Genomic DNA, 20,353 nt, shown 5'->3' on the forward strand with positions numbered 1-20,353 from the left:
AGGGTTGAGTTTGGGGGTTAGGTTTGAGAGAAAGTCGCACATAGCGTTAGTTAAGAAAAATTAAATAGACTCAAACCCGCTTACCTCCCGCCTCATCCAACGATAAATATTTACGCCAACCTACTTACCGTTAAGCAAACGCCTAAACTCCGCATTGACGACTTGGTAACATTCGCAAGTGATATTTTCTAGACCTGAGCGGTCAAGGATAGTTATTTGCCCGCGACTATAGTTAATTAGCCCCGCCTTCTGAAGAATAGAGGCATTGAGGCTAACAGTGGAGCGATTCACACCTAGCATTATGCTGAGAAATTCTTGAGTCAGTGCAAAAGTGTCTGTCTCTACTCTATCGGCAGTCATCAGCAGCCAACGGCACATTCGCTGTTCTATTGAGTGCAGGCGGTTACACGCAGCTGATTGGGCAATTTGATTAAACAGCGCTTGCGTGTATCGTCGTAGTATATTGTACAACTGACTATCTGGGGTGACATGAGTTTTAAATGCATCTACTCTCATCCTTAAGCCAGAGCCAGCAACTTGCATAAAACACTCCGCTGGAACCCTATCGGCTCCCAGGAATACTGGAAGACCCACCATTCCTTCATTGCCCACCGTAGCCACTTCGATTGCCGAACCGTCCGTCATTACTGTGAGCAAAGAGGCTACGCCATAGTTGGGAAAATAGACGTGCTCAATTGGTTGGTTAGGTGAATAAAGTTCTTGCTTGAACTTTAGAGAGACAACCTCCATATAAGGAGCAAGACGAGAGTATTCCTCAGAGGATAGGGCAGCTAAAAGTTGGTTTTTCACAAGTGCAGAATGTTTGAAATACAGATAGCAAACGCTGTTTAAGCCAGTCTTATCTCTATTAAATAAACGATAGCAATCAAGAACCTCTGACAAAGGATTTATCTTTTGTAAATCCTTTATGTTAGCTAAGTCACATATATATATAATAATTATATGTGAGTAGGCTAACATAGCAATCTGGCTTGTGAAGCTACTTTAACAGTAATTAGATGATCGCTACTAAGCGCTAAACATTTGTGAAGAAAAATAGTGTTATTAAAATCACATCAAATTATGTCCCACTTCCCTAATATTGCTTACAATTAGGTATGCAAACTAGATGTGGTTTAGCTTATAACGTCTTCACAAGGGTTTTCGATTCACGAATTTGCAAAACCTACGCAGTATTGAGAACAATCTAGTCAGTTATCGTTCGGCACGCGGAGAGTTCCAGTTGATGGAATAATTTAAGTCAAACTCTTCAGTAGTTGTTAATCAATAAGTTAGAAATATGCAACTACTTTGTTGCTCAATTGAGGAATAAAATATTTTTTCTTGCTTTGCGCTTTGGCGTGAAACTTTCATCCCGTTAATCAGCAAAGCTGAATTTTTACTATTCCTGTAAAACGGTCTTTGACACAATTCTAGTTTTCTTGAGGTCTGCTTCCGAAAGTTGTTCCCCAGCTTGCAAGCGGGTGGCTGAGGTTTGCAACACTGTCGCCGCCCCTTTATCTCCTATTTGTAAAGCGGTTTTAGCAGCCGTTTGCAGCATTGTGGCTGCACCAGTGCGATCGCCTTGTTGCAATTTCGCCTCAGCTAACTGGGTTTGGCGATACTTCGCTAATGCTAAAATAGACTGTTGTACCTGGGGATTGGATGCCGGTTTATACGCTCGTACTACATTTGCATACACTGGCACGAGGGGCGAAAGTAAGCCTTGTTCGTTAACCAACGGATCATCGTAACGGATTTGCAGATGCGCGATCGCTTGTTTACCTTCTGGTGACTGTCCCAAATAAATGTTAGCCAAAACTACCCGTTCTACATCCTGCATCAAATCTCCCAAACGTACAGCAAAGCTACCATCAGCTTCTGGTTCCACTGGTAACTCGATTGTGTCTGGGGCAACTTGGGCAATCGGTTTAAGTTCTGCTAGTCGGACATTGGGCACTAGAGATAACAGCAAGTAGGCATTAGTTAGCCCAATCGACTGAATGCGCCCAAACAGTCGGCTAAATTGATCCACAGCTTGTTCAGGACGTTCAATATGGGCTAGAGTCCCACCACCGACATCAGCAATTTTTTCCAGCAAATCCTGATTCCAGCTATTGCCAAATCCGAAAGTGTTGATAGTTAGGTTCAACTTTGCAGCCTTTTGCGCGAGTTGAAGACAGCGCTTGTTATCATCTCGCCCAATATCCCATTTCCAAATCCGCAAACCGCTTTCACCATGCCCATCCGTCAGCAGAAACGCCTGGGAAACAGCGCCTCTTGTGCCCTTCATCAGTTCTGTAATTCCCAGTTCCAAACCCTCAGCGATGACTGTACCGCCGCTAGCACTGAGTTTGCTTTTTATTTGAGATTTGATGCTTTCGGGGTCTTGGATCACTTGGTTGGGGATAATGACTTCCGCAGAACCCGAAAAAGCCACAACTGAGATGTGATCGCCTACTTTCAACCGATCTATTAATCTTTCCACCGCCTGGATCACCGTTTTAATTGGTTGTCCATGCATGGAACCACTTCTATCCAAAATCAAGCAGAGGTTAAGCGGCAGATTTTGGTCAAACTCACCAGCGAGCGCAAAAATCGTCATTGCCAGTTGACGTTGGCTACTTGTTTGAGCCACATCAACATTATTGTCATTTAACGCCGATAGCAATTTAACTTTCATCTAAACCTGAGTTTACTGGGGAGGGGTATCTTGCAAAACTGTTTTCGAGACCATCCTGGTTTTCTTGCGATCGCTTTGGGATAAATCTTCTCCCGCTTGTAGCTGGGTGGCAGAAGTTTGTAACACCGTCGCTGCCCCAGTATCTCCCATTTGCAGCGCAGTTTTAGCAGCCGTTTGTAGCATTGTTGCTGCACCAGTGCGATCGCCCTGTTGCAATTTAGTCTCGGCTAGCTGGGTTTGGCGATACTTAGCTAATGCTAAAATAGAGTGTTGCACCTGGGGATTCGGGTCTGCTTGGTAATTTTTCACTACATGGGCATGAACTGGGAGATTTGGTGTAAATAAACCTACTTGGTTGGCGGCTGGGTCATCATAGCGGACTTGGACATTAGCGATCGCTTGTTCACCTGTTGGCAATTGTCCCAAATAAATATTAGCTAAAATCACCCGTTCCGCATCTTTCATTAAATCTCCCAACCGCACAGCGAAACGTCCATCAGCTTCTTGTTGCAGTGGTAACTCAATTGTATCTGGGGAAACTTGGGCAACAGGTTTGAGTTCCGCTAGCCGGACATTGGGCATCAGGGAGAATAGCAGATAAGCATTAGTTAATCCCACTGTTTGAATGCGGCTGAACAGGCGATTAAACTCATCCACTGCCTGTTCAGGCTTTTGAATATAAGATAAAGTACCTAAGCCAGCATCGGCAATTTTTTCTAAAACATCTTGGTTCCAGTTGTCACCAAATCCCAAGGTGTTCAAAGTCAAATTATAACTAGCAGCCAATTGGGCGAATTTAAAACAGCGATTGTTATCACCGTGTTCATTTTCCCCATCGGTTAATAGAAAGGCTTGAGAAACAGTATCTTTTTTGCCCTTTGCCAACTCCTCAATCCCCAAGCGTAATCCTTCATCAATCGCAGTCCCACCATCGGCAGATAAGCGGTTAATTTGCTGTTTGATTTTCTCTGGATTTTCGACACTTTGACTGGGTACTAAGACTTTGGCACGGTGATCGAAAACTACCACACTGAGGCGATCGCCAGGATTAAGTCTATCTACCAAACGAATCGCTGCTTTTTTGACAGTTTCTAGCGATCGCCCATTCATGGAACCACTATGATCGAGAATCAAGCATAAATTCAGTGGCACATTGCGGTCTTGAGTCTCTGCGATCGCCGAAATCGAAATTCCCAACTGACGTTGACTATTCAGTTGATTCGCGTCCAAATTACCATCATTCAAGGCAGGCTGCAAACTAACCTTCATAACTCAAAGTCCCTATTCCGGATATACATATTAATAAATAACTTCAAAGCACTACTTTAGCTTTACGGAAAACCTATCCAACATAAATACATTAATATAATCAGAATATCTTAGAAGCGAAGCATTGGCAGATGCGAAGCCGCCTTAAGCATTAGGGAGAAATCCGCACCTTGAGTCAGGCTGGCATCGCGCTAGGATGTATTACAGTTAACGGCATAGTTTCAGGCGATCAGTTGCTATGGACATTTCCTCAATCAAGGCTGTTCAAGCCCCATATTACGGCGATAACTTCTACCGGACACCGCCGCCAGATTTACCTTCCCTCTTATTGAAGGAGCGAATTGTCTATCTTGGGATGCCACTGGTGCCTGCTGTCACGGAATTGATCGTGGCCGAGTTGCTGTTTTTGCAGTCCGACGACCCCGAAAAGCCGATTAAAATTTATATCAATTCCACCGGCACTTCCGGTTACAGTGGCGAACCCATTGGCTTTGAAACCGAAGCCTTCGCCATCTATGACACCATGAAATATATCAAACCTCCTATCCACACCATCTGCGTCGGTTCCGCGATGGGTATGGCAGCGATGCTCCTCAGTGCTGGTACAAAAGGTTGCCGCGCTAGTTTGCCTCACTCCTCGATTATCCTGCATCAGCCCAAGAGCTACGCCCAAGGTCAAGCAACGGATATTCAAATTCGCGCCAGGGAAGTTTTGGTAAATAAAGGGGCGTTAGTTGATATCTTGCATCGCACTACTGAACAGCCTCCAGAAAAAATTATTAAAGATATGGATCGGCTGTTATATCTGACACCCTACGAAGCGAAGGAATACGGCCTAATTGACCGAGTTTTTGAGAAAGAAGAACTCGCAAATCCCCCACTCCCTGCGAGTGTCCTTTAATTTGTCATTTGTCCTTTGTTTTTGACTAATGACTAATGACTAATGACTAATGACTAATTAACAAACGGAGTAAGTTATGCCTATAGGCGTTCCTAAAGTTCCTTACCGGATGCCCGGAGGACAATATACAGATTGGATTAGCATCTACGATCGCCTTTACCGGGAACGGATTATATTCTTGGGGCGAGATATTGATGATGAAATTGCCAATCAAATTATCGCTGTAATGCTGTATCTGGATTCAGATGATCCAGGTAAAGATATTTATTTATACATCAATTCCCCTGGTGGGATGGTCACCTCTGGCATGGCTATTTTTGACACCATGCAACATATTAAATCAGATGTGGTGACTATTTGTGTAGGTTTAGCTGCTTCAATGGGGTCTTTCCTGCTGGCAGCTGGCACCAAAGGGAAACGCATAGCATTGCCTCACTCACGGATTATGATTCACCAGCCTTCAGGTGGCACCCGTGGACAAGCAACCGATATCGAAATTGAAGCTAGAGAGATTCTGCGGATTCGTCACCAGCTCAATGGGATTTATGCCGATAAAACAGGTCAGACCATAGAAAAGATTGAAAAAGATATGGATCGTGACTTTTTCATGTCTGCCGAAGAAGCAAAAGAATACGGTTTAATTGACCGTGTAATTGAAGAACGAACCTTAGTAGTAGGGGAATAGGGAGTAGGGAATAGGGAGATGAGGGAGATGAGGGAGAAATAACTCCTAACTCCCCACTCCTCACTCCCCACTCCCTTCCCTAAAGAAACTGTCAACATTGAACTTTAAAATAACAAATTAGCCCTTATTATTAATAGTCAGGCTTGAAGCAAATAGCTGATAGCCCTAAGCTGGATATTCGATAGCTCATAGCTCAGGATGGATCTTGGAGATTGCTACCGTTTATTGGGTTTAAGGTCGGGAGCCTCTTTTGCTGACATCAAAACGTCTTATCGACGACTGGCGCAGCAATATCATCCTGATACCAACCCAGATGACAACAAAGCCAAAGATAAGTTTATAGCCTTGACAGAGGCTTACAAACTTTTGCTGACGGTAGTACTGCCTGAGGAAACAGCCGTACATTCAACTCAGGTGTCAACTGAAGATGATGACACTAAGGCAATGCATTGGCAGAAAACGCCAGTAACAACGGTGACAACCCAACAACCACCGAAACCAAAGCCGCCTAATCTGTTGGAAATAGAAGAGCGGCTGAAGTGGAAGACTTATGAGCAATTGCAGCGATTTTTGCAAGAAAGACGATTTCCTCAAGCGATCGCTCTGGCGGAAGCTTTAGCAGTTCGTTTGTCAACAGATGCAGAAGTCCGTCAATGGCTAGCGATCGTCTATCAAACTTGGGGACGGGCGCTAATTTCCGAAAACCAGCTGCTCAAAGCCAGAATTTATCTCAAAAAAGCTCTGAAGACAGACCCTCATAATAAAACTCTCTGGTCTGAAGTGCAGCGCGATTTCCAACGCTTGGAACAAATTTTTTAAAGATTTACAAAATTTATTGAAAATCAAAATCTCGTTTCCAGGTTCTAACAAAGAAATGGTCTTCATTGGGCTGCTGTTTCAAAGACGGGAGGCGGGAGCCTCCCAAAGAGCATTCCCAGTCTGAGACTGGAAACAAGGTAAATTATCTTCAATTCAAAATCCAAAATCCAAAATCTAAAATTGGCACGGTCATTGCCGCCATCCGCGCAACACTGCTCCCAAGGTAGCAATTCCCTCGACAATCTTCTGTGTTGGCTGAAAGCTAAAAGCTAACCTGATAGCATCATCCCCCTGTCCATTGGCATAGCAGCGAGTCCCTGGTAGAAAACTGACGCCGTGTTCACTGGCAGCGGTTAGGAGTGCTTTGGCGCTGATGTCTGGCGGCAATTTACACCAAACGAAAAAGCCGCCATCTGGTCGCAAAGTAACTATATCACTGGGAAACTCTTGAGCGATCGCCTCTAACAATAAATTACACTTATGTTTGTAGCAGGCGATTAGCTGCTGAATGTGATTATCTAGTTTGCCTGTGGCACAGTAGCCAGCGACTACATGGCTGACAAATGGCCCCACAGGCCCCTCACTTTTAAACATTGCCAACCGCTGAATAATCGCTGGATCGCCACAAGCCCAGCCCAGGCGGATACCAGGGGCAATAATTTTAGAGAAGGTACTGACATACAATACCCACCCCTCTTGGTCGAGGGTTGCCAGGGAGGGCACAGTTTCTCCTTGGAAGCGCAAATCGCTGTAAGCATCGTCTTCCACCACTAGGACGCCATACTCAGCCGCTAACGCTACCAGTTTTTGGCGGCGAAATAACGGCATAGTAGCGCCTGTGGGATTGTGAAAGGTCGGAATGGTGTAAATAAACCGGGGTCGGATGCCCTGTTTCTTCAACTCACTCAATGTTACTTCTAACGCATCTACATCCATCCCCAACTCATCCACAGGAATAGTAATCAGGCGTGCGCCAGCGTGGACAAATCTGCTAACCACTCCCAGGAAGGTTGGCCCTTCCACAATTACCACATCACCAGGTTCGACAAACACATCTGGTAGCAAACCGAGAATCTGACCAGAACCGTAACCAATGACCAGGTGATCGCGATCAGCAGCGATTCCTTTAGCCTGCAAGCGGAGGATAATTTGCTCATATAGTTGAGCTGAAGGTGGCCCGTAATTGAGGGCGATCGGAGCCTCTTCTGCCAGCACAGCCGCACTTGCAGCAGCCAAGTCCGCGTGGGGAAAGAGAATTGGGTCAGCTAAACCGTAGGCAAAGCTAACAGTAAGAATTTTGGTTAACTCAGTGCCGTAAGTTGGTGGTGCGAGGTTTCTAGCTCTTTCGGCGAACAAATCAGCAATTTGGTAAGCAGAAGTGGTTGGAGCCATAAAGGGCGAGTTGTCTTGTAAGTTTATGAGTATATCAGCATTTTAGAGAAGAATACTGATAGTCAGCTTTATTCTAAATCTGAACAATGCTATCGTGATTTTATAAGTAAAGCTTGATTAATTTCTTATCCATACTTTCAGGATTAAAAATTCCAAACCATTTTGTAATTGAGCATTTATAACTATCTAATATTTTCAAAATTTTGAGTTATTCAAAAGTAAAATTTTTTACACCTATTTAGCTTAAACCATCAGTATTTTTTGAAAATGGTTCAGATAAAAACCATATTTAATAATGATTAAAATATTAATATTTAAAAAAATTTGCTCAACCCAACTATCTAAAATAAGTCCAGCTATTCAGATGGACTTTCGCTCTGCGCCTCAAGCTACAGGCGCTTCGATAAAAAATATTTATATAACAAATCCATTCATCTGAAAATCACTCTAAGTTGAATTGGTGGGTAGGTATAGCCCGTCGGAGCAAAAAGTCGAGCCAGTGCGCCCTTGCGGTTTCCCGACTTGTTTGCTCTTAGCGTTCCCGCTCTTTAGCAACTGGCGTTTCTTGCGGCGACTGACGCCGTTAGCGTCACGCAAAGCGAGTCCGCGAGCGTCTCGTAGAGAGGAACGAGCGTCCGCAGGAGCGTTACTTTTCAAGACAGACATCGCTTTTAGGAAAAGTTCAACCATATCATATTTGCGAAACCGTCTCACCACCCAAATAAGCGTCACGATGCGGGTTATTCAATAATTCGCCAGATGACCAGGGCAAACGCATCTAAATTACTCTTGATCGCAACCAAGATTAAGAACCAACGAAAAAATCAGGATTTTTCGTTTGATTAACTTTCCCAGACTCGGTGCGATCGCTAAAATCTTTGTCAATAAGAAGGGATTAATGAGATAAATTTAGAGTCTATTGAGAATATTCTAGCCTTATTGACATGATGCGGCCGCCCTGGAAGGAAGGGGGAAAAGAATAAAAAAAACATGAGTCCCTTTTCCCTTTCCCCTTTACCCGCAAGAGTGCAAAAATTACTTTTGTAAAAGGTTTACAGAGTGTTTATTCATAAGTGTATAATACTATTTTTTAGAGCAAACAAATATGACTGTATATCCAATTCAAGTTTCTGGTCATGCTTCTCCAGATTATGGCAATAGATTTAAAATCTTTGGTAAGGGGTTTACAGTGAGATATTTCGTTAAAGAAGGAGAGGTTTTAGATTATCAAACATCTGAAGATATCTATAGGCTTTTATATATAAACACTAATCAATCTTTAATACAAGTTAATACACTAGTCAAAGAAATGATAATAATTACAGATGATCCTAATCATCCTGATGCTCTTAAATCTATACTTAACTACAATATTTGGGATCTCAATGATTCAAGATATGTCTCTGGTACTTTATTAGCAGGACAAAATACAGCGATAGTTAATATAGCTGGTAGAACTAATCAAGATAATCCTATTAGATTTAAAGACTTATTAAACGAAACTTTTGACGAGCTTAATGTTATAAGTGGAGATAGTGTAACTGTTTATTTTAACTGCTGTCGATAATATATCTCCTGTCAATAACTATTGGGATTACTTGTAATTTATTTAAAACTTATAGTTAATCCCAATAACTAACTATTATTTATAGACTACTTTGCTAGATGCCATACGTTTTTTACAGTCTAGACAGTAGTATCTTCTATCACTCTGTAAAGTAAGCTTTGAACTTCCGCAGTGTGGACAAGTAGCATTGATGTCAGATGCCGTCATACCCAGCAATCGGATTTGTCTTGGCTACGCCCTCGTCAATGCACTAAGCTTTGGGTGCATGTTTACCTATGTTGCGGGATCGCCACTGGTGCTGCTTAATGTATTTAAAGTCCCGACTACAATCTACGGCTGGCTTTTTGCATCCACCGCTTTTGGCATCATGGTAGGCTCATTTCTGAATGGGCATCTGAGTATGCGTGGCGTATCTCCGTCAAGGTTGCTCACCTTTGGGCTAATGAGTGCCGTTGGCTCATCTGTTGCCCTTGCAATGTTGTCAGTGAGTGGTGCTGCACAAGTTACTACGCTAATGCCTCTTCTAGTACTTAACACCTTCTGCCTGGGGATAATCTCCCCCAATGCAATCCAGGGTGCCATTCAGCCTTTGCCAGAGATAGCTGGAGTTGCAGCCGCCACGGTGGGATTTCTGCAAATGTCATCTGGCGCGTTGGCGAGTGGGCTAGTTGCTTTCTTCTATGATGGGCGCACAGCGATCGCCATGTCTAGTTTAATGGCAGTGTTTGCGATCGCCTCCTTTGCCGCTTATCTTGGACTCGCACGCCCTGCCGAGCGTCGCTTTGCTCGGACTCAAGCATTACACGAAACGAGAAATTAGGTATTTGATTAATGACTAATGACTAGAGGGAATTTGATTAACTTTAAGTGGCGGCAACTAATTCTGAGCTTAGGCTGTTTGCTACTGCTCATTGCCTGTAACAATTCTTATCCGACTAAAAATCCAGGTGCTCAACCTCTCAAGGTGGCGACAGACCCCACTTTTATCCCCTTTGAAATCCAAACGGCTAGCAGTCACTTGGAAGGTTTTGATATTGATTTGATGAATGCGATCGCTAAAGTAGCAGGTTTTGCAATCCAGTTTGAAAGTCTGCCCTTTGATGGCATGATCTCAACTTTGCAAGCTAAAAGAGTCGATGCAGCAATTAGTGGAATCACGATTACCGCTGAACGCCTGAAAACCATTGCTTTTTCACGACCTTATTTTAAAGCCGGACTAGCGGTCGCTGTCCGCGAAGACAACCAAAATATTAAAGACTTCAATAGTCTCAAAGGTAAAAAAATTGCTGTACAAATTGGTTCCACTGGAGCGGATTTTGCCAAAACCATCCCCAATGCCAAAATTAGTACTTTTAATTCTGGGCCAGAATTTTTTCAAGATTTGCTCAATGGCAATGTTGATGCTGTGGTTAGCGATGCTTTCGCTACTTTATATGCGATTAAAAATGGCAAACTCAAAGGCATCAGGGTTGTTGCCGATCTGCTCACTCAAGAATACTACGGGATTGCTACACCTAAAGACTCCCTCCATCTAGATGCAATTAACAAAGGTATAGCGACTTTGTTATCCAATGGCACTTACAAGCAAATTTATCAAAAATGGTTTAACGCTGAACCTCCGCAATTGCCAGACTTTTGGGCATTGGGTATTGGTCAATAATCAATAGTTCTTCTTGCCCTGCTTCCCCTGCTCGCCCTGCTTCCCTTGCTCTCTTATTTCCCACTCCCCCATTTATTAGGAATTGGCTGCCAATATATTAAATATTTATCTAATATGCGTCACAATTAATACTGCCACCAAAATTCATTGATAAACTACAATCTCTTGTAGGTCTACTGTAGTCAGGGACAGCCAATTGTGGCACCTTGGATATTAGTGGCTAGAAGCACCTTGGAACGGGAATTAAGGAACTTCCACTATGCTGATTTGCCCTCAGTGTAAATTTGAAAACCCCAATAGCAACAAATTCTGTCAAAACTGTGGCATGTCCCTGATCCACAAGGTCTGTCCTGAATGCAGTACCGATGATGTACCCGTGAATGCGCTACGTTGTCATAACTGTGGCACGGAATGTGGAACAGTGTTTTGGGCAATTATTGCTAAAGAAACGACTGGGGAAGCTTTGGGAGTAGAGAAAGATGAGATAGATCAGGGAGATGTGGGAGTAGAGGTAGATCAGGGAGCAATATCTTCCTCATCTCCTGTATCCTCTAGTTCTCAGATTACATTAGGCTCCTATTTAGACTCCCAAGAGCGCTATCAATTGTTAGATCCGCTACCTGCCCAAACTGAAACTGCCACCATTACTGATGTAGGTGTGAGAGTTATAGACTGCCAGCCGTATCAAATATCACCAATTCAGGCAATACTAGCAAGTCAGCAATCAGATTTAGTAACGCCATCAGTAGAAGCAAGTGGAATTCCTCACCTTGCTAAACTTTATATTGCCTTACAATCCCAAGGTCAACGGGATATACCGCCGATTCACGATGCATGGCAGCAGGGGGATATGCAGATAGCAATAATCGAAGACCGTTCGGATTGGCAGCATTTACTCGACCTGTGGCAAGAAGAAACAACGAGTTCGTTAAAAATTTTACACTGGTGTTATCAAATGACCCAACTTTGGGCATTATTGGAACCAGTAAATTGTCGTCAAAGCCTTTTAGATTTGTCGAATTTGCGGTTGGATGAAGACCAAACGCTGGCGCTACAAAGGTTATATGTGGAATCATCAAGTTCTCAGCCTGCTACCGAGTCCCCAGAAGATGCCCAAGCCCAAACATCTGCTATTCCAGAGGAGCCATTAACTATCCAAGCTTTGGGGCGGGCTTGGCAAGCGCTATTTAGGCAGTCTCAACGCACTCAATTTGGCTCTGTAGTCCAGATGTTGGGGGATTTAGATGTAGGTAAAATTCAGACGATCGCACAATTGCGATCGCGTTTAGAGGAAATCTCTGTTGAACTGGAAACACTAGGAACCGCAACTTTGCCCTCAATAAAGGATAAAAATACTGCTGTGCCCACTATCACGCAATCAGATGAGCCAGAAGATATCATTAGCAAAACTGATGATATGCCAACTGTTGTGCTGCCGATGCAGTTAAGTAGCTTGGAAGATGCAGGATGCACAGATGTGGGGCATCAACGTCATCATAACGAAGACTACTTTGGCATTGAAACCAAAATTCACAAGCTGGAGTTGCCCAAAAGTCGAGTCCTGCAAGGGCATGGTTTGTATATTCTCTGTGATGGTATGGGTGGACACGCTGGCGGCGAGATAGCCAGTAAGTTAGCAGTCAACACCCTACGGCAATACTTTCAAGAACACTGGATTACCAACCAACTGCCAACAGAAGATAGCATTCGTGAGGCAGTGTATTTAGCTAATGAGGCGATTTACAAGCTCAATCAACAAGATGCTCGTTCTGGAGTTGGGCGCATGGGTACAACTTTAGTAATGCTGTTAATTCAAGATACTCAAGCAGCAGTTGCTCATGTGGGAGATAGCCGTGTCTATCGCTTAACGCGCAAGCGGGGACTAGAACAAGTCACAGTAGATCATGAAGTTGGGCAACGGGAAATTAGCCGAGGAGTGGAAGCAAGCATAGCTTACGCCCGTCCGGATGCCTACCAACTCACCCAAGCCTTGGGGCCTCGTGACGAAAACTCGATTAATCCCGATGTAGGCTTTTTCGAGATCAATGAAGATACTCTTCTGCTGTTGGCATCGGATGGTCTATCAGATAATGATTTACTAGAAACCTATTGGCAGACTCACTTAGAACCCTTACTTAGTTCTGGGGTTAACTTAGAACGGGGCGTTACAGACTTAATTGATTTGGCGAACCAACATAATGGTCACGACAACATTACTGGTATACTTATTCGGGCAAAAGTACGCCCAAATCTGGAAAGTTAATCATAAATTGGGACTGGGGCATGGGGCATGGAACATGGGTAAAGGACTTCCAAATAAAAAAATAATCAATAGCTGAGGATAGCAGGGGAAGCAGATATGTGAATAGTCGTCTTGGATGGAGGAATTGAGTAATTTAATTTTTGGAGTTCCCTAATAGGAAGAAAGAACAATCACTAATTCCCAATATACATATCCGCGAATTAACCTCAAAGCCTTATTAATCAAGGGTTAAAACCTAATTTACTGATAAGTTTAATGCCCAATGCCCAATTCCCAATAACACCAGTCGCCTCAAGTCGGGAAACCCGCCCACGGCGCTGGCTCCCCAATGCCCAATCCCTGATCCATTTACCTTGTAGGTTGTATTGTGGTTAGTCTGACTCTGTTAGAACCGCAACAAAAAACGCCCCTCCAGCAGTGGTGCTTTGAGAACTCGCCCATAATTCGGATTGGTCGAGCCGCAGATAATCACGTTGTTTTAACTGATAGTTTGGTTTCCCGACATCATCTAGAACTCAGACAAGTTGGTTCCGCTAGCAATGGCGATGCTTGGCAGCTGATAAGTCAGGGTACAAATGGGACTTTCCTCAACGGTGTCCTTGTGATTCAGAGTCCATTACCAGATAATTCCCTTTTGCAACTGGCACAGGGAGGCCCAATACTGCAATTCCAAATTCAGGAGGTAACAGCACTAAAAACTGGTTTGCGATCGCCAGATATGCAAGGCACAGAAGAAAACGCCGCTGCAACAATCTACTCAGCCCAAGGTGGAGCAAATTCATCCTCCACTTGCACGCACGAAGGCAACTCTCCGAACAATCTGTTTTGCATCCACTGTGGTCAACCTCTCTCAGTACAACAGAGGATTCGCCATTATCAGGTGTTGCGAACTCTCGGACAAGGAGGTATGGGTACTACTTATCTCGCTAGGGATACGACTGGTCAGATTCCGGGTATCCCACAACTGCTGGTGTTGAAGCAAATGAATGCTGATATGGCGAAAATTGCCAAAGCTCAAGAATTATTTGAGCGGGAGGCGTACACTCTCAAATCCCTTAACCATCCTGGAATTCCCAAGTATTACGATTTTTTTGTAGAAGATGGAAAAAAATACTTGGCAATGGAATTAATCCACGGACAAGATTTAGAGAAACGTGTCTATACCACTGGGCCAGTCACACCAAGTCAAGCGATCGCTTGGATGATCCAAACCTGCGATATCTTAGACTATCTTCATAGCCAAGAGCCTCCCCTAATTCACCGCGACATTAAACCCGCCAACTTAATGGTGCGAAGTTCAGTAAATCGCATAGTGGTGCTAGATTTTGGCGCAGTTAAGGAAATTGGCACAGCACCCGGTACTCGCATTGGTGCAGAAGGTTACTGCGCTCCTGAACAAGAACGAGGACAACCTTTGACTCAATCTGATTTGTATGCAATTGGGCCAACGCTGATTTTTCTGCTCACAGGCGAAAACCCGTTCAAGTATTATCACCAAAGGGGGCGAAACTTCAGGTTTGATGTGGCAAAGGTTCCCACTATTAGTTCCCAATTAAGAGGTGTGATTGATCGCGTTACAGAACCATTGCCACGCGATCGCTATCAAACTGCAAAGGAGTTAGCTGCGGCTTTAGCTGCTTGCAAAGTTTAGGGAGTAGTGATTGGGGGAGTAGTGAATATTAAAAAACCCTATTCCCTATAGCCCTATTCCCTATTCCCTATTCCCTACTCCTCATCCCAAGTTTCTACAGCTAGCAATTCACTAACTGGGTCTTGCATACTAAAACCAAAGTCAAGCAGTTCCTGTTTCCAGTGCTGCCATTCATTGCCGTAGAGCAAAGCGATTTTCCAGATGCTATCGCTTGGCTTGATAATATTCGATTCTATGAGTGATTGCACGTTGCGCTGCAATTTCACCATTGGGTGAATCACTTGCTGAGTCATAACCTCGATTGAATTCAGATTTTGTTGGTAAATGCTTAATTAAAACTGCTTTCCATTCTGCAATTGTTGCCGGGTCGTAGAGTGGTGTAATTTTGGTAAAGCTAGTCTTAACTTTTTAAGTATACCATAACAAACTCTACTAAGTTACTGGCAAATTCGCTTTTGTACGGTAATTACCACCACAAAACTCCAATTCCACCAAGTAGCCCTTAAACTTTTTGCAGAAACCAAGCAAAACTTCACAAAGAAGGGTTAATGGATGAAGGGGTAAGGGATGCTTATGTTTCCCCTTTTCCCTTTAACCTTTCCCCGTCTTCTTTTTCCTCTTAACCTTTACCCTTTCTACATAAGAGTGCAACACTACCTTTTGTTAGATATCTATTGTGGGCGTCGAGCGGAATAATTAGTCCTTTGGAAAGTTGCACTCTTGTGTGTGACTGAGGACGACTTGGAAAATTCTATTTGTTTGAATCACGAAAAATATGTGTGGTTGTTGAAGAACCCATAGGACACGGGCTATTTTGAAAGTTTTTGACTGACAGATAAATTTGCAATTGAGTAGAAATATCTACTGTTTCTGTTTATTTAAACGTTATTTAGAATATCGCAAACATCTGGGATTAGGCAAATTAATTGCAAATCTTTATATAACTTTAATGTTTTGCCTAGAGAATAAGACCTGGAGGGTTGGCTCTGTTTAGGCGCAGCAGAGGGTTTTGCTTTGAAGCATAGGGGCGATCGCATAGCAAAATTGTCGGTACGGCATGGGCTTACCATAAAGTTCCCTGGTCTTCAGAGTCAGCTTTTAAAGTTTGTGTAAAAAATTTCCAGTCAAAATGTTAGTTTCTGTTGGGCAGATGGGTAACCTCATAACTGGAGGGTTGCTGATACATAATTATTTACAGCAGCAATAATTGATACATGCCTGGCTCATCGGAAGAATACCTAGTCACCCGCAAAAAGCAGATTGAGCGGCGACAAAAGATTGTAACGATAGTGTCGATACTTTCGTTTTTTGGTTCTACGGTGTTTGCAGTCATTCCGGCAATCCAACAGGCTAGTCAATCTAAGCCAGCAACTGCGTCTACTTCTCCTGAGTCAGAATTACAGCAACAGGCGCGGGGTTACGAGATAGTTTTACAACGGGAACCAGAAAACCAACTTGCTTTAGAGAAACTATCTGTGCTGCGGTTGCAATTGAAGGATGCTAAAGGTGCAATGCAACCTTTAGAAAAGCTGGTGAAGTTGCACCCTGAACGGCAAGATTACAAAGTTGTTTTAGAGCAGATTAAGAAACAAGAAGGAAAGAACAATTCCCAGACAAATAACCAGCCGAAGTCTAATTAATAAATGGTGCGATCGCTTTGATAGAGAAGTTGGTGAAACAGCATCCAGATAGGCAGGATTATCAGACTGTGTTGGCGGATGTGAAGAAGAGAGAGGGGGAGAGCGAAAAATGAGAAACATAGCAATAGGCAGTTAAAAGTAACTAAGGTTTATATGAATAATGCCTCTATAGAAAATCAATTAAATCAAGCAAATCAATATTTGAACAACCAGCAATTTTCCGAAGCTGTTAAATTATATAAAGCAATATGTAGGGATAATCCTCAATTAGCAAAACAAGGATTGTCTATTAGTTTGGCACACTGTCTGCTCTTATCAGTAAATTGGCAAGAAATATCAGCCAATTTAATTCCAGGTACTAATTATCTAGAGATTTCTGGCTGGTTAAATTCTCTCTTCAAAGGAAAACCAGTTAATGCACAAAATCTACCTATTCCTTGGTACACTTATCCAGCAATTGAATTTTTAGAAGATAAGGTTAAAAGAGATTTTTCAGTATTTGAATTTGGAGGAGGGCAATCAACTTTATGGTGGGCAGAGAAAGTTAAACAAGTAATATCTATTGAAAGTAATGAGGGTTGGTTTAATCAAATTCATCAGCAAATGCCCCTGAATGTACAGTTAAACTTAGAATCAGATGAAAAAAAATATGCTGATTTTATTCTGCAATATCCAGATAAATATTTTGATGTCATTATAGTTGATGGTATTAACCGTAATGGTTGTTTAGAAAATAGTTTAGATAAGCTCAAAGAGAATGGGTTACTAATTTTCGAGAATACAGACGATCACCGCTATGATTCATCGCTACGATTACTCTCATCACTAAAGTATAAAAAAATTGATTTTTGGGGATTAATTCCGGGCTATGTTTATAAAAACTGTACTTCTCTGTTTTTCAAATCAACGGAAATTCTAGAAACTAATTCATTACCTAGCGATAACAAATCTGTTTTAGGTAAATCTTGTATGCAAATTACTAGCCCCAAAGCTACAGAAATGAGCAATTATGAATATGGAGATAATTGGCAGTTAACAATACCAGTTGCTTTTCTAATATTTAATCGTCTTGATAATACTTATAGAGTATTTGAAGCCATCCGCGAAGCTAAACCGCCGAAATTATTAGTTGTAGCAGATGGTGCAAGATTAGATAAAAGCGGAGAAGCAGAAAAATGTGCTGCTACCAGAGCGATTATTAATCAAGTTGACTGGGAATGTGAGGTATTAACTAATTATTCTGATGTTAATTTAGGTTGTCGAAAACGGGTTAGTAGTGGTTTAAATTGGGTATTTGAGCAGGTAGAAGAAGCAATTATTTTAGAAGATGATTGTCTACCTCATCCGAATTTTTTCCGTTATTGTCAGGAATTATTACATAAATATCGTGATGATGAACGGATTATGATGATTTCAGGTGATAACTTCCAATTTGGAAGCAATAGAACTGAATATAGTTATTATTTTTCTCGTTACGGCCATTGTTGGGGTTGGGCTAGTTGGAGACGTGCGTGGACAAAATATGATGATTCCATGCAACTATGGCAAGAACTAAGAGATAATGGTTGGCTTAATAATATTTTGCAAAATGATCAGGTAGTTGCTTACTGGTCAAGAATATTTCAAGCAGTTAATAATGGCTTTAATACTTGGGATTATATTTGGCAATATACCCTCTGGATTAATAACGGATTGACCGTATTACCTAATATCAATCTTGTTTCTAATATTGGTTTTGGCTCAGGTACTCACACAACTAAAGATAATAATAAGCTAGCTAATATGACAGTAGAAGCTGTGAAATTTCCCCTTAAACATCCTCCTTTTGTGATTAGAAATACTCAGGCAGATAATTTTACTGAGGAAACTATATTTAGTGGTACTGCTAATAAAATTAAATTCAAGCCAGAATCTTATATTTCTCTAGAAGAAATTATTACAAAGATAAATAACAATCAAAATGAAGTTGTTTTAGATTTAATATACTCATCACAACAAGAATATAATGCTATAAATTATGTTAAGACAGTTGCATTAGCTAGACAAGGAAAAATAACCGAAGCTTTGGCAACGTTGGAAGCATTACTTAATCATACTCCAGATCACACGAAGGGAATAACACTAAGAAAAGAATTAAGAAAAAATCTGGACTCAGATACAATAGCAGTTAATCCCATCATTGAAAAAGCAAACAATCTGTTAGAAGAAAATCACATTGCGGGATGTTTTGAAATCCTAAATAATGCTAAAGCTTTAAAACAGCCAATTATGGGTTTAGATTATTTAAGGGCAAAATGTTTCCTGGAAATGAGACAACCTTCCGCTTCTATTCAAGCGTTGTATGAAGAGTTACGCTATTTCCCCGAAAATAATCAAGCTAATAATTTTCTCAAGCAATTATTAAATCAATATTCTCAATTTGTATCTAGTAATATTCAAGACTCTGAGTTTCAAGAATTATATGGGTTAATTCAACCTTATACAATGCTAAGTGAGGCGAGACTATATTCACTATTTACGCTTATCAAAAGGATTTGTGTAGAAAATATTCCCGGTAACTTTGTCGAGTGTGGAGTTGCAGCCGGAGGTTCAACAGCCCTTGTAGCCGCAGTGATTAAACGCCATACCAGACAACCCCGTTGGGTTTATGCCTTTGACTCTTTTGATGGAATGCCAGCACCGACAGAAAAAGATAAGTCTAATGGTATTCTTGCTGAGGTAACGGGATGGGGTACAGGTACTTGTGCCGCACCAGAAGCTAGTGTGAAAGAAGTCTGCAATAAACTGGGCGTTGGTAATATTGTCCAGATAGTTAAAGGTTATTTTGAAGACACCTTACTGAAAATGAGAGATCAAGTAGGGATGATTGCTCTTCTACACATGGATGGTGATTGGTACGAATCCACCAAAACCATTATTAATAATTTCTATGATCGCATTTCTAATGATGGATTTGTGCAAGTAGATGACTATGGTTTCTGGGAAGGATGTCGTCAAGCCATACATGAATTTGAAGCCGAGCGTCAACTCAAATTTGAGCTTCATCAAATAGACAGTACAGGAGTTTGGTTTAATTGCCCTCACAAATTTGCCATTAATCCACTGTTTGAAAACTCATTCATTGAAGAATTTGACCAAGATGATCCTGTGAAGTACGGTATTCAAAGTCAAATGTCGAAGAATGAGCGTTTTCAGCTATATTATGCTCTGCGTAAACTTTTACCAACTAATTCCTCTCCTTGCCGTTTTGTGGAGATAGGCTCTTTTGCCGGAAGTTCATTATTTTTGAATCAAAAAGCCTTAGTCAGAGAGCATAATGACTTAGAAGGATGGGCGATTGATCCAGGATTACACCCCCAATTAAAATTAGTATTGGATAACTTACCCTCAGAAATTACTCATCTGAGAATGTTTTCCCATGATGCTTTAGCTCAATTACAACAGATTTTTGAGAGAGCCGATAACTATCCACCTTACATTTTTGTCGATGGCGATCATTCTTATGAAGGTGTAAAACGAGATATTATCAACTATTATCCCTTACTTGCTCCTGGTGGCTTAATGATTTTCCATGATTATTTACCTCCTCTGGATGATCAAAATAGTTCCTCAATCCTTTTTCATCATGGAGGAAATGAACCTGGAATCAGACAGGCCTGCCAAGAATTAATGGAAAATACTTATCATTGCGAAATTATCGAAATACCTTTGTTGTATCCTAATGATCCAACTCAAACTCAAGCCTATTTACCGATTATTCGGGGAGTATTCTCTTCTCTGAAAATCTATCGGAAACCTAGTAATTAAATTACAAATTCAAATT

The 20,353-nt window shown here is 41.9% G+C and carries 16 protein-coding genes; 10 read left to right on the top strand and 6 right to left on the bottom strand.

What is annotated here, in order from left to right; translation table 11 throughout:
- Positions 1-120: 120 nt before the first annotated feature.
- The 3 genes from V7K85_RS33675 to V7K85_RS33685 all read right to left on the bottom strand — a co-directional run bounded on the left by V7K85_RS33675 (position 121) and on the right by V7K85_RS33685 (position 3,952).
- Positions 121-810, bottom strand: a complete 690-nt coding sequence (locus tag V7K85_RS33675) for a Crp/Fnr family transcriptional regulator (protein WP_334820629.1) — start codon at positions 808-810, stop codon at positions 121-123.
- 592 nt (positions 811-1,402) lie between these two features.
- Positions 1,403-2,683: a vWA domain-containing protein gene (locus V7K85_RS33680; protein WP_334820631.1), complete on the bottom strand. Its 1,281-nt coding sequence runs from the start codon at positions 2,681-2,683 to the stop codon at positions 1,403-1,405.
- A gap of 12 nt (positions 2,684-2,695) precedes the next feature.
- Positions 2,696-3,952: a vWA domain-containing protein gene (locus V7K85_RS33685; protein ID WP_334820633.1), complete on the bottom strand. Its 1,257-nt coding sequence runs from the start codon at positions 3,950-3,952 to the stop codon at positions 2,696-2,698.
- A 238-nt stretch (positions 3,953-4,190) separates the two neighbouring features.
- Between V7K85_RS33685 and V7K85_RS33690 the strand changes: the two genes are divergently transcribed.
- The 3 genes from V7K85_RS33690 to V7K85_RS33700 all read left to right on the top strand — a co-directional run bounded on the left by V7K85_RS33690 (position 4,191) and on the right by V7K85_RS33700 (position 6,357).
- Positions 4,191-4,853, top strand: coding sequence for an ATP-dependent Clp protease proteolytic subunit (locus V7K85_RS33690; protein ID WP_334820635.1), 663 nt, complete (start codon positions 4,191-4,193; stop codon positions 4,851-4,853).
- Between the two features lie 76 nt (positions 4,854-4,929).
- The gene (locus V7K85_RS33695; RefSeq protein ID WP_334820637.1) at positions 4,930-5,538 is read left to right on the top strand and encodes an ATP-dependent Clp protease proteolytic subunit; all 609 of its coding nucleotides are present in this window, start codon (positions 4,930-4,932) and stop codon (positions 5,536-5,538) included.
- 198 nt (positions 5,539-5,736) lie between these two features.
- The gene (locus tag V7K85_RS33700; RefSeq protein WP_334820639.1) at positions 5,737-6,357 is read left to right on the top strand and encodes a J domain-containing protein; all 621 of its coding nucleotides are present in this window, start codon (positions 5,737-5,739) and stop codon (positions 6,355-6,357) included.
- Between the two features lie 189 nt (positions 6,358-6,546).
- Here V7K85_RS33700 and V7K85_RS33705 read toward each other — a convergent pair whose 3' ends face one another.
- On the bottom strand, positions 6,547-7,749 hold the full coding sequence (locus V7K85_RS33705) for an aminotransferase-like domain-containing protein (protein WP_334820641.1): 1,203 nt from the start codon (positions 7,747-7,749) through the stop codon (positions 6,547-6,549).
- A gap of 447 nt (positions 7,750-8,196) precedes the next feature.
- Positions 8,197-8,439, bottom strand: coding sequence for a hypothetical protein (locus V7K85_RS33710; protein WP_334820643.1), 243 nt, complete (start codon positions 8,437-8,439; stop codon positions 8,197-8,199).
- A 415-nt stretch (positions 8,440-8,854) separates the two neighbouring features.
- Here V7K85_RS33710 and V7K85_RS33715 point away from each other — a divergent pair, with 415 nt between their 5' ends.
- The 5 genes from V7K85_RS33715 to V7K85_RS33735 all read left to right on the top strand — a co-directional run bounded on the left by V7K85_RS33715 (position 8,855) and on the right by V7K85_RS33735 (position 14,890).
- On the top strand, positions 8,855-9,316 hold the full coding sequence (locus tag V7K85_RS33715; protein WP_334820645.1) for a hypothetical protein: 462 nt from the start codon (positions 8,855-8,857) through the stop codon (positions 9,314-9,316).
- Positions 9,317-9,506: 190 nt separating this feature from the next.
- Positions 9,507-10,136: a hypothetical protein gene (locus tag V7K85_RS33720; protein ID WP_334820647.1), complete on the top strand. Its 630-nt coding sequence runs from the start codon at positions 9,507-9,509 to the stop codon at positions 10,134-10,136.
- 18 nt (positions 10,137-10,154) lie between these two features.
- Positions 10,155-10,976 (top strand): basic amino acid ABC transporter substrate-binding protein, encoded by an 822-nt coding sequence (locus tag V7K85_RS33725; RefSeq protein WP_334820649.1) that lies wholly within the window; start codon positions 10,155-10,157, stop codon positions 10,974-10,976.
- Between the two features lie 259 nt (positions 10,977-11,235).
- Entirely contained in the window at positions 11,236-13,239 is a 2,004-nt protein-coding gene (locus tag V7K85_RS33730; protein WP_334820651.1) for a serine/threonine phosphatase, read from the top strand.
- Between the two features lie 367 nt (positions 13,240-13,606).
- Positions 13,607-14,890 carry a protein kinase domain-containing protein gene (locus V7K85_RS33735; protein ID WP_334820653.1) on the top strand — a complete coding sequence of 428 codons (1,284 nt, stop codon included), beginning with the start codon at positions 13,607-13,609 and terminating at the stop codon, positions 14,888-14,890.
- A gap of 74 nt (positions 14,891-14,964) precedes the next feature.
- On the opposite strand, the gene V7K85_RS33740 is transcribed toward V7K85_RS33735, so the two are convergent.
- Positions 14,965-15,183: a DUF4327 family protein gene (locus V7K85_RS33740; RefSeq protein ID WP_012407469.1), complete on the bottom strand. Its 219-nt coding sequence runs from the start codon at positions 15,181-15,183 to the stop codon at positions 14,965-14,967.
- Positions 15,184-16,104: 921 nt separating this feature from the next.
- Between V7K85_RS33740 and V7K85_RS33745 the strand changes: the two genes are divergently transcribed.
- Together V7K85_RS33745 and V7K85_RS33755 are read left to right on the top strand one after the other, a co-directional pair.
- Positions 16,105-16,530, top strand: coding sequence for a tetratricopeptide repeat protein (locus V7K85_RS33745; RefSeq protein ID WP_334820655.1), 426 nt, complete (start codon positions 16,105-16,107; stop codon positions 16,528-16,530).
- 153 nt (positions 16,531-16,683) lie between these two features.
- The gene (locus V7K85_RS33755) at positions 16,684-20,337 is read left to right on the top strand and encodes a TylF/MycF/NovP-related O-methyltransferase (protein ID WP_334820657.1); all 3,654 of its coding nucleotides are present in this window, start codon (positions 16,684-16,686) and stop codon (positions 20,335-20,337) included.
- Positions 20,338-20,353: the final 16 nt, after the last annotated feature.

The organism is Nostoc sp. (assembly GCF_036917615.1).
In the GTDB taxonomy this organism is placed as follows: Bacteria; Cyanobacteriota; Cyanobacteriia; order Cyanobacteriales; family Nostocaceae; genus Nostoc.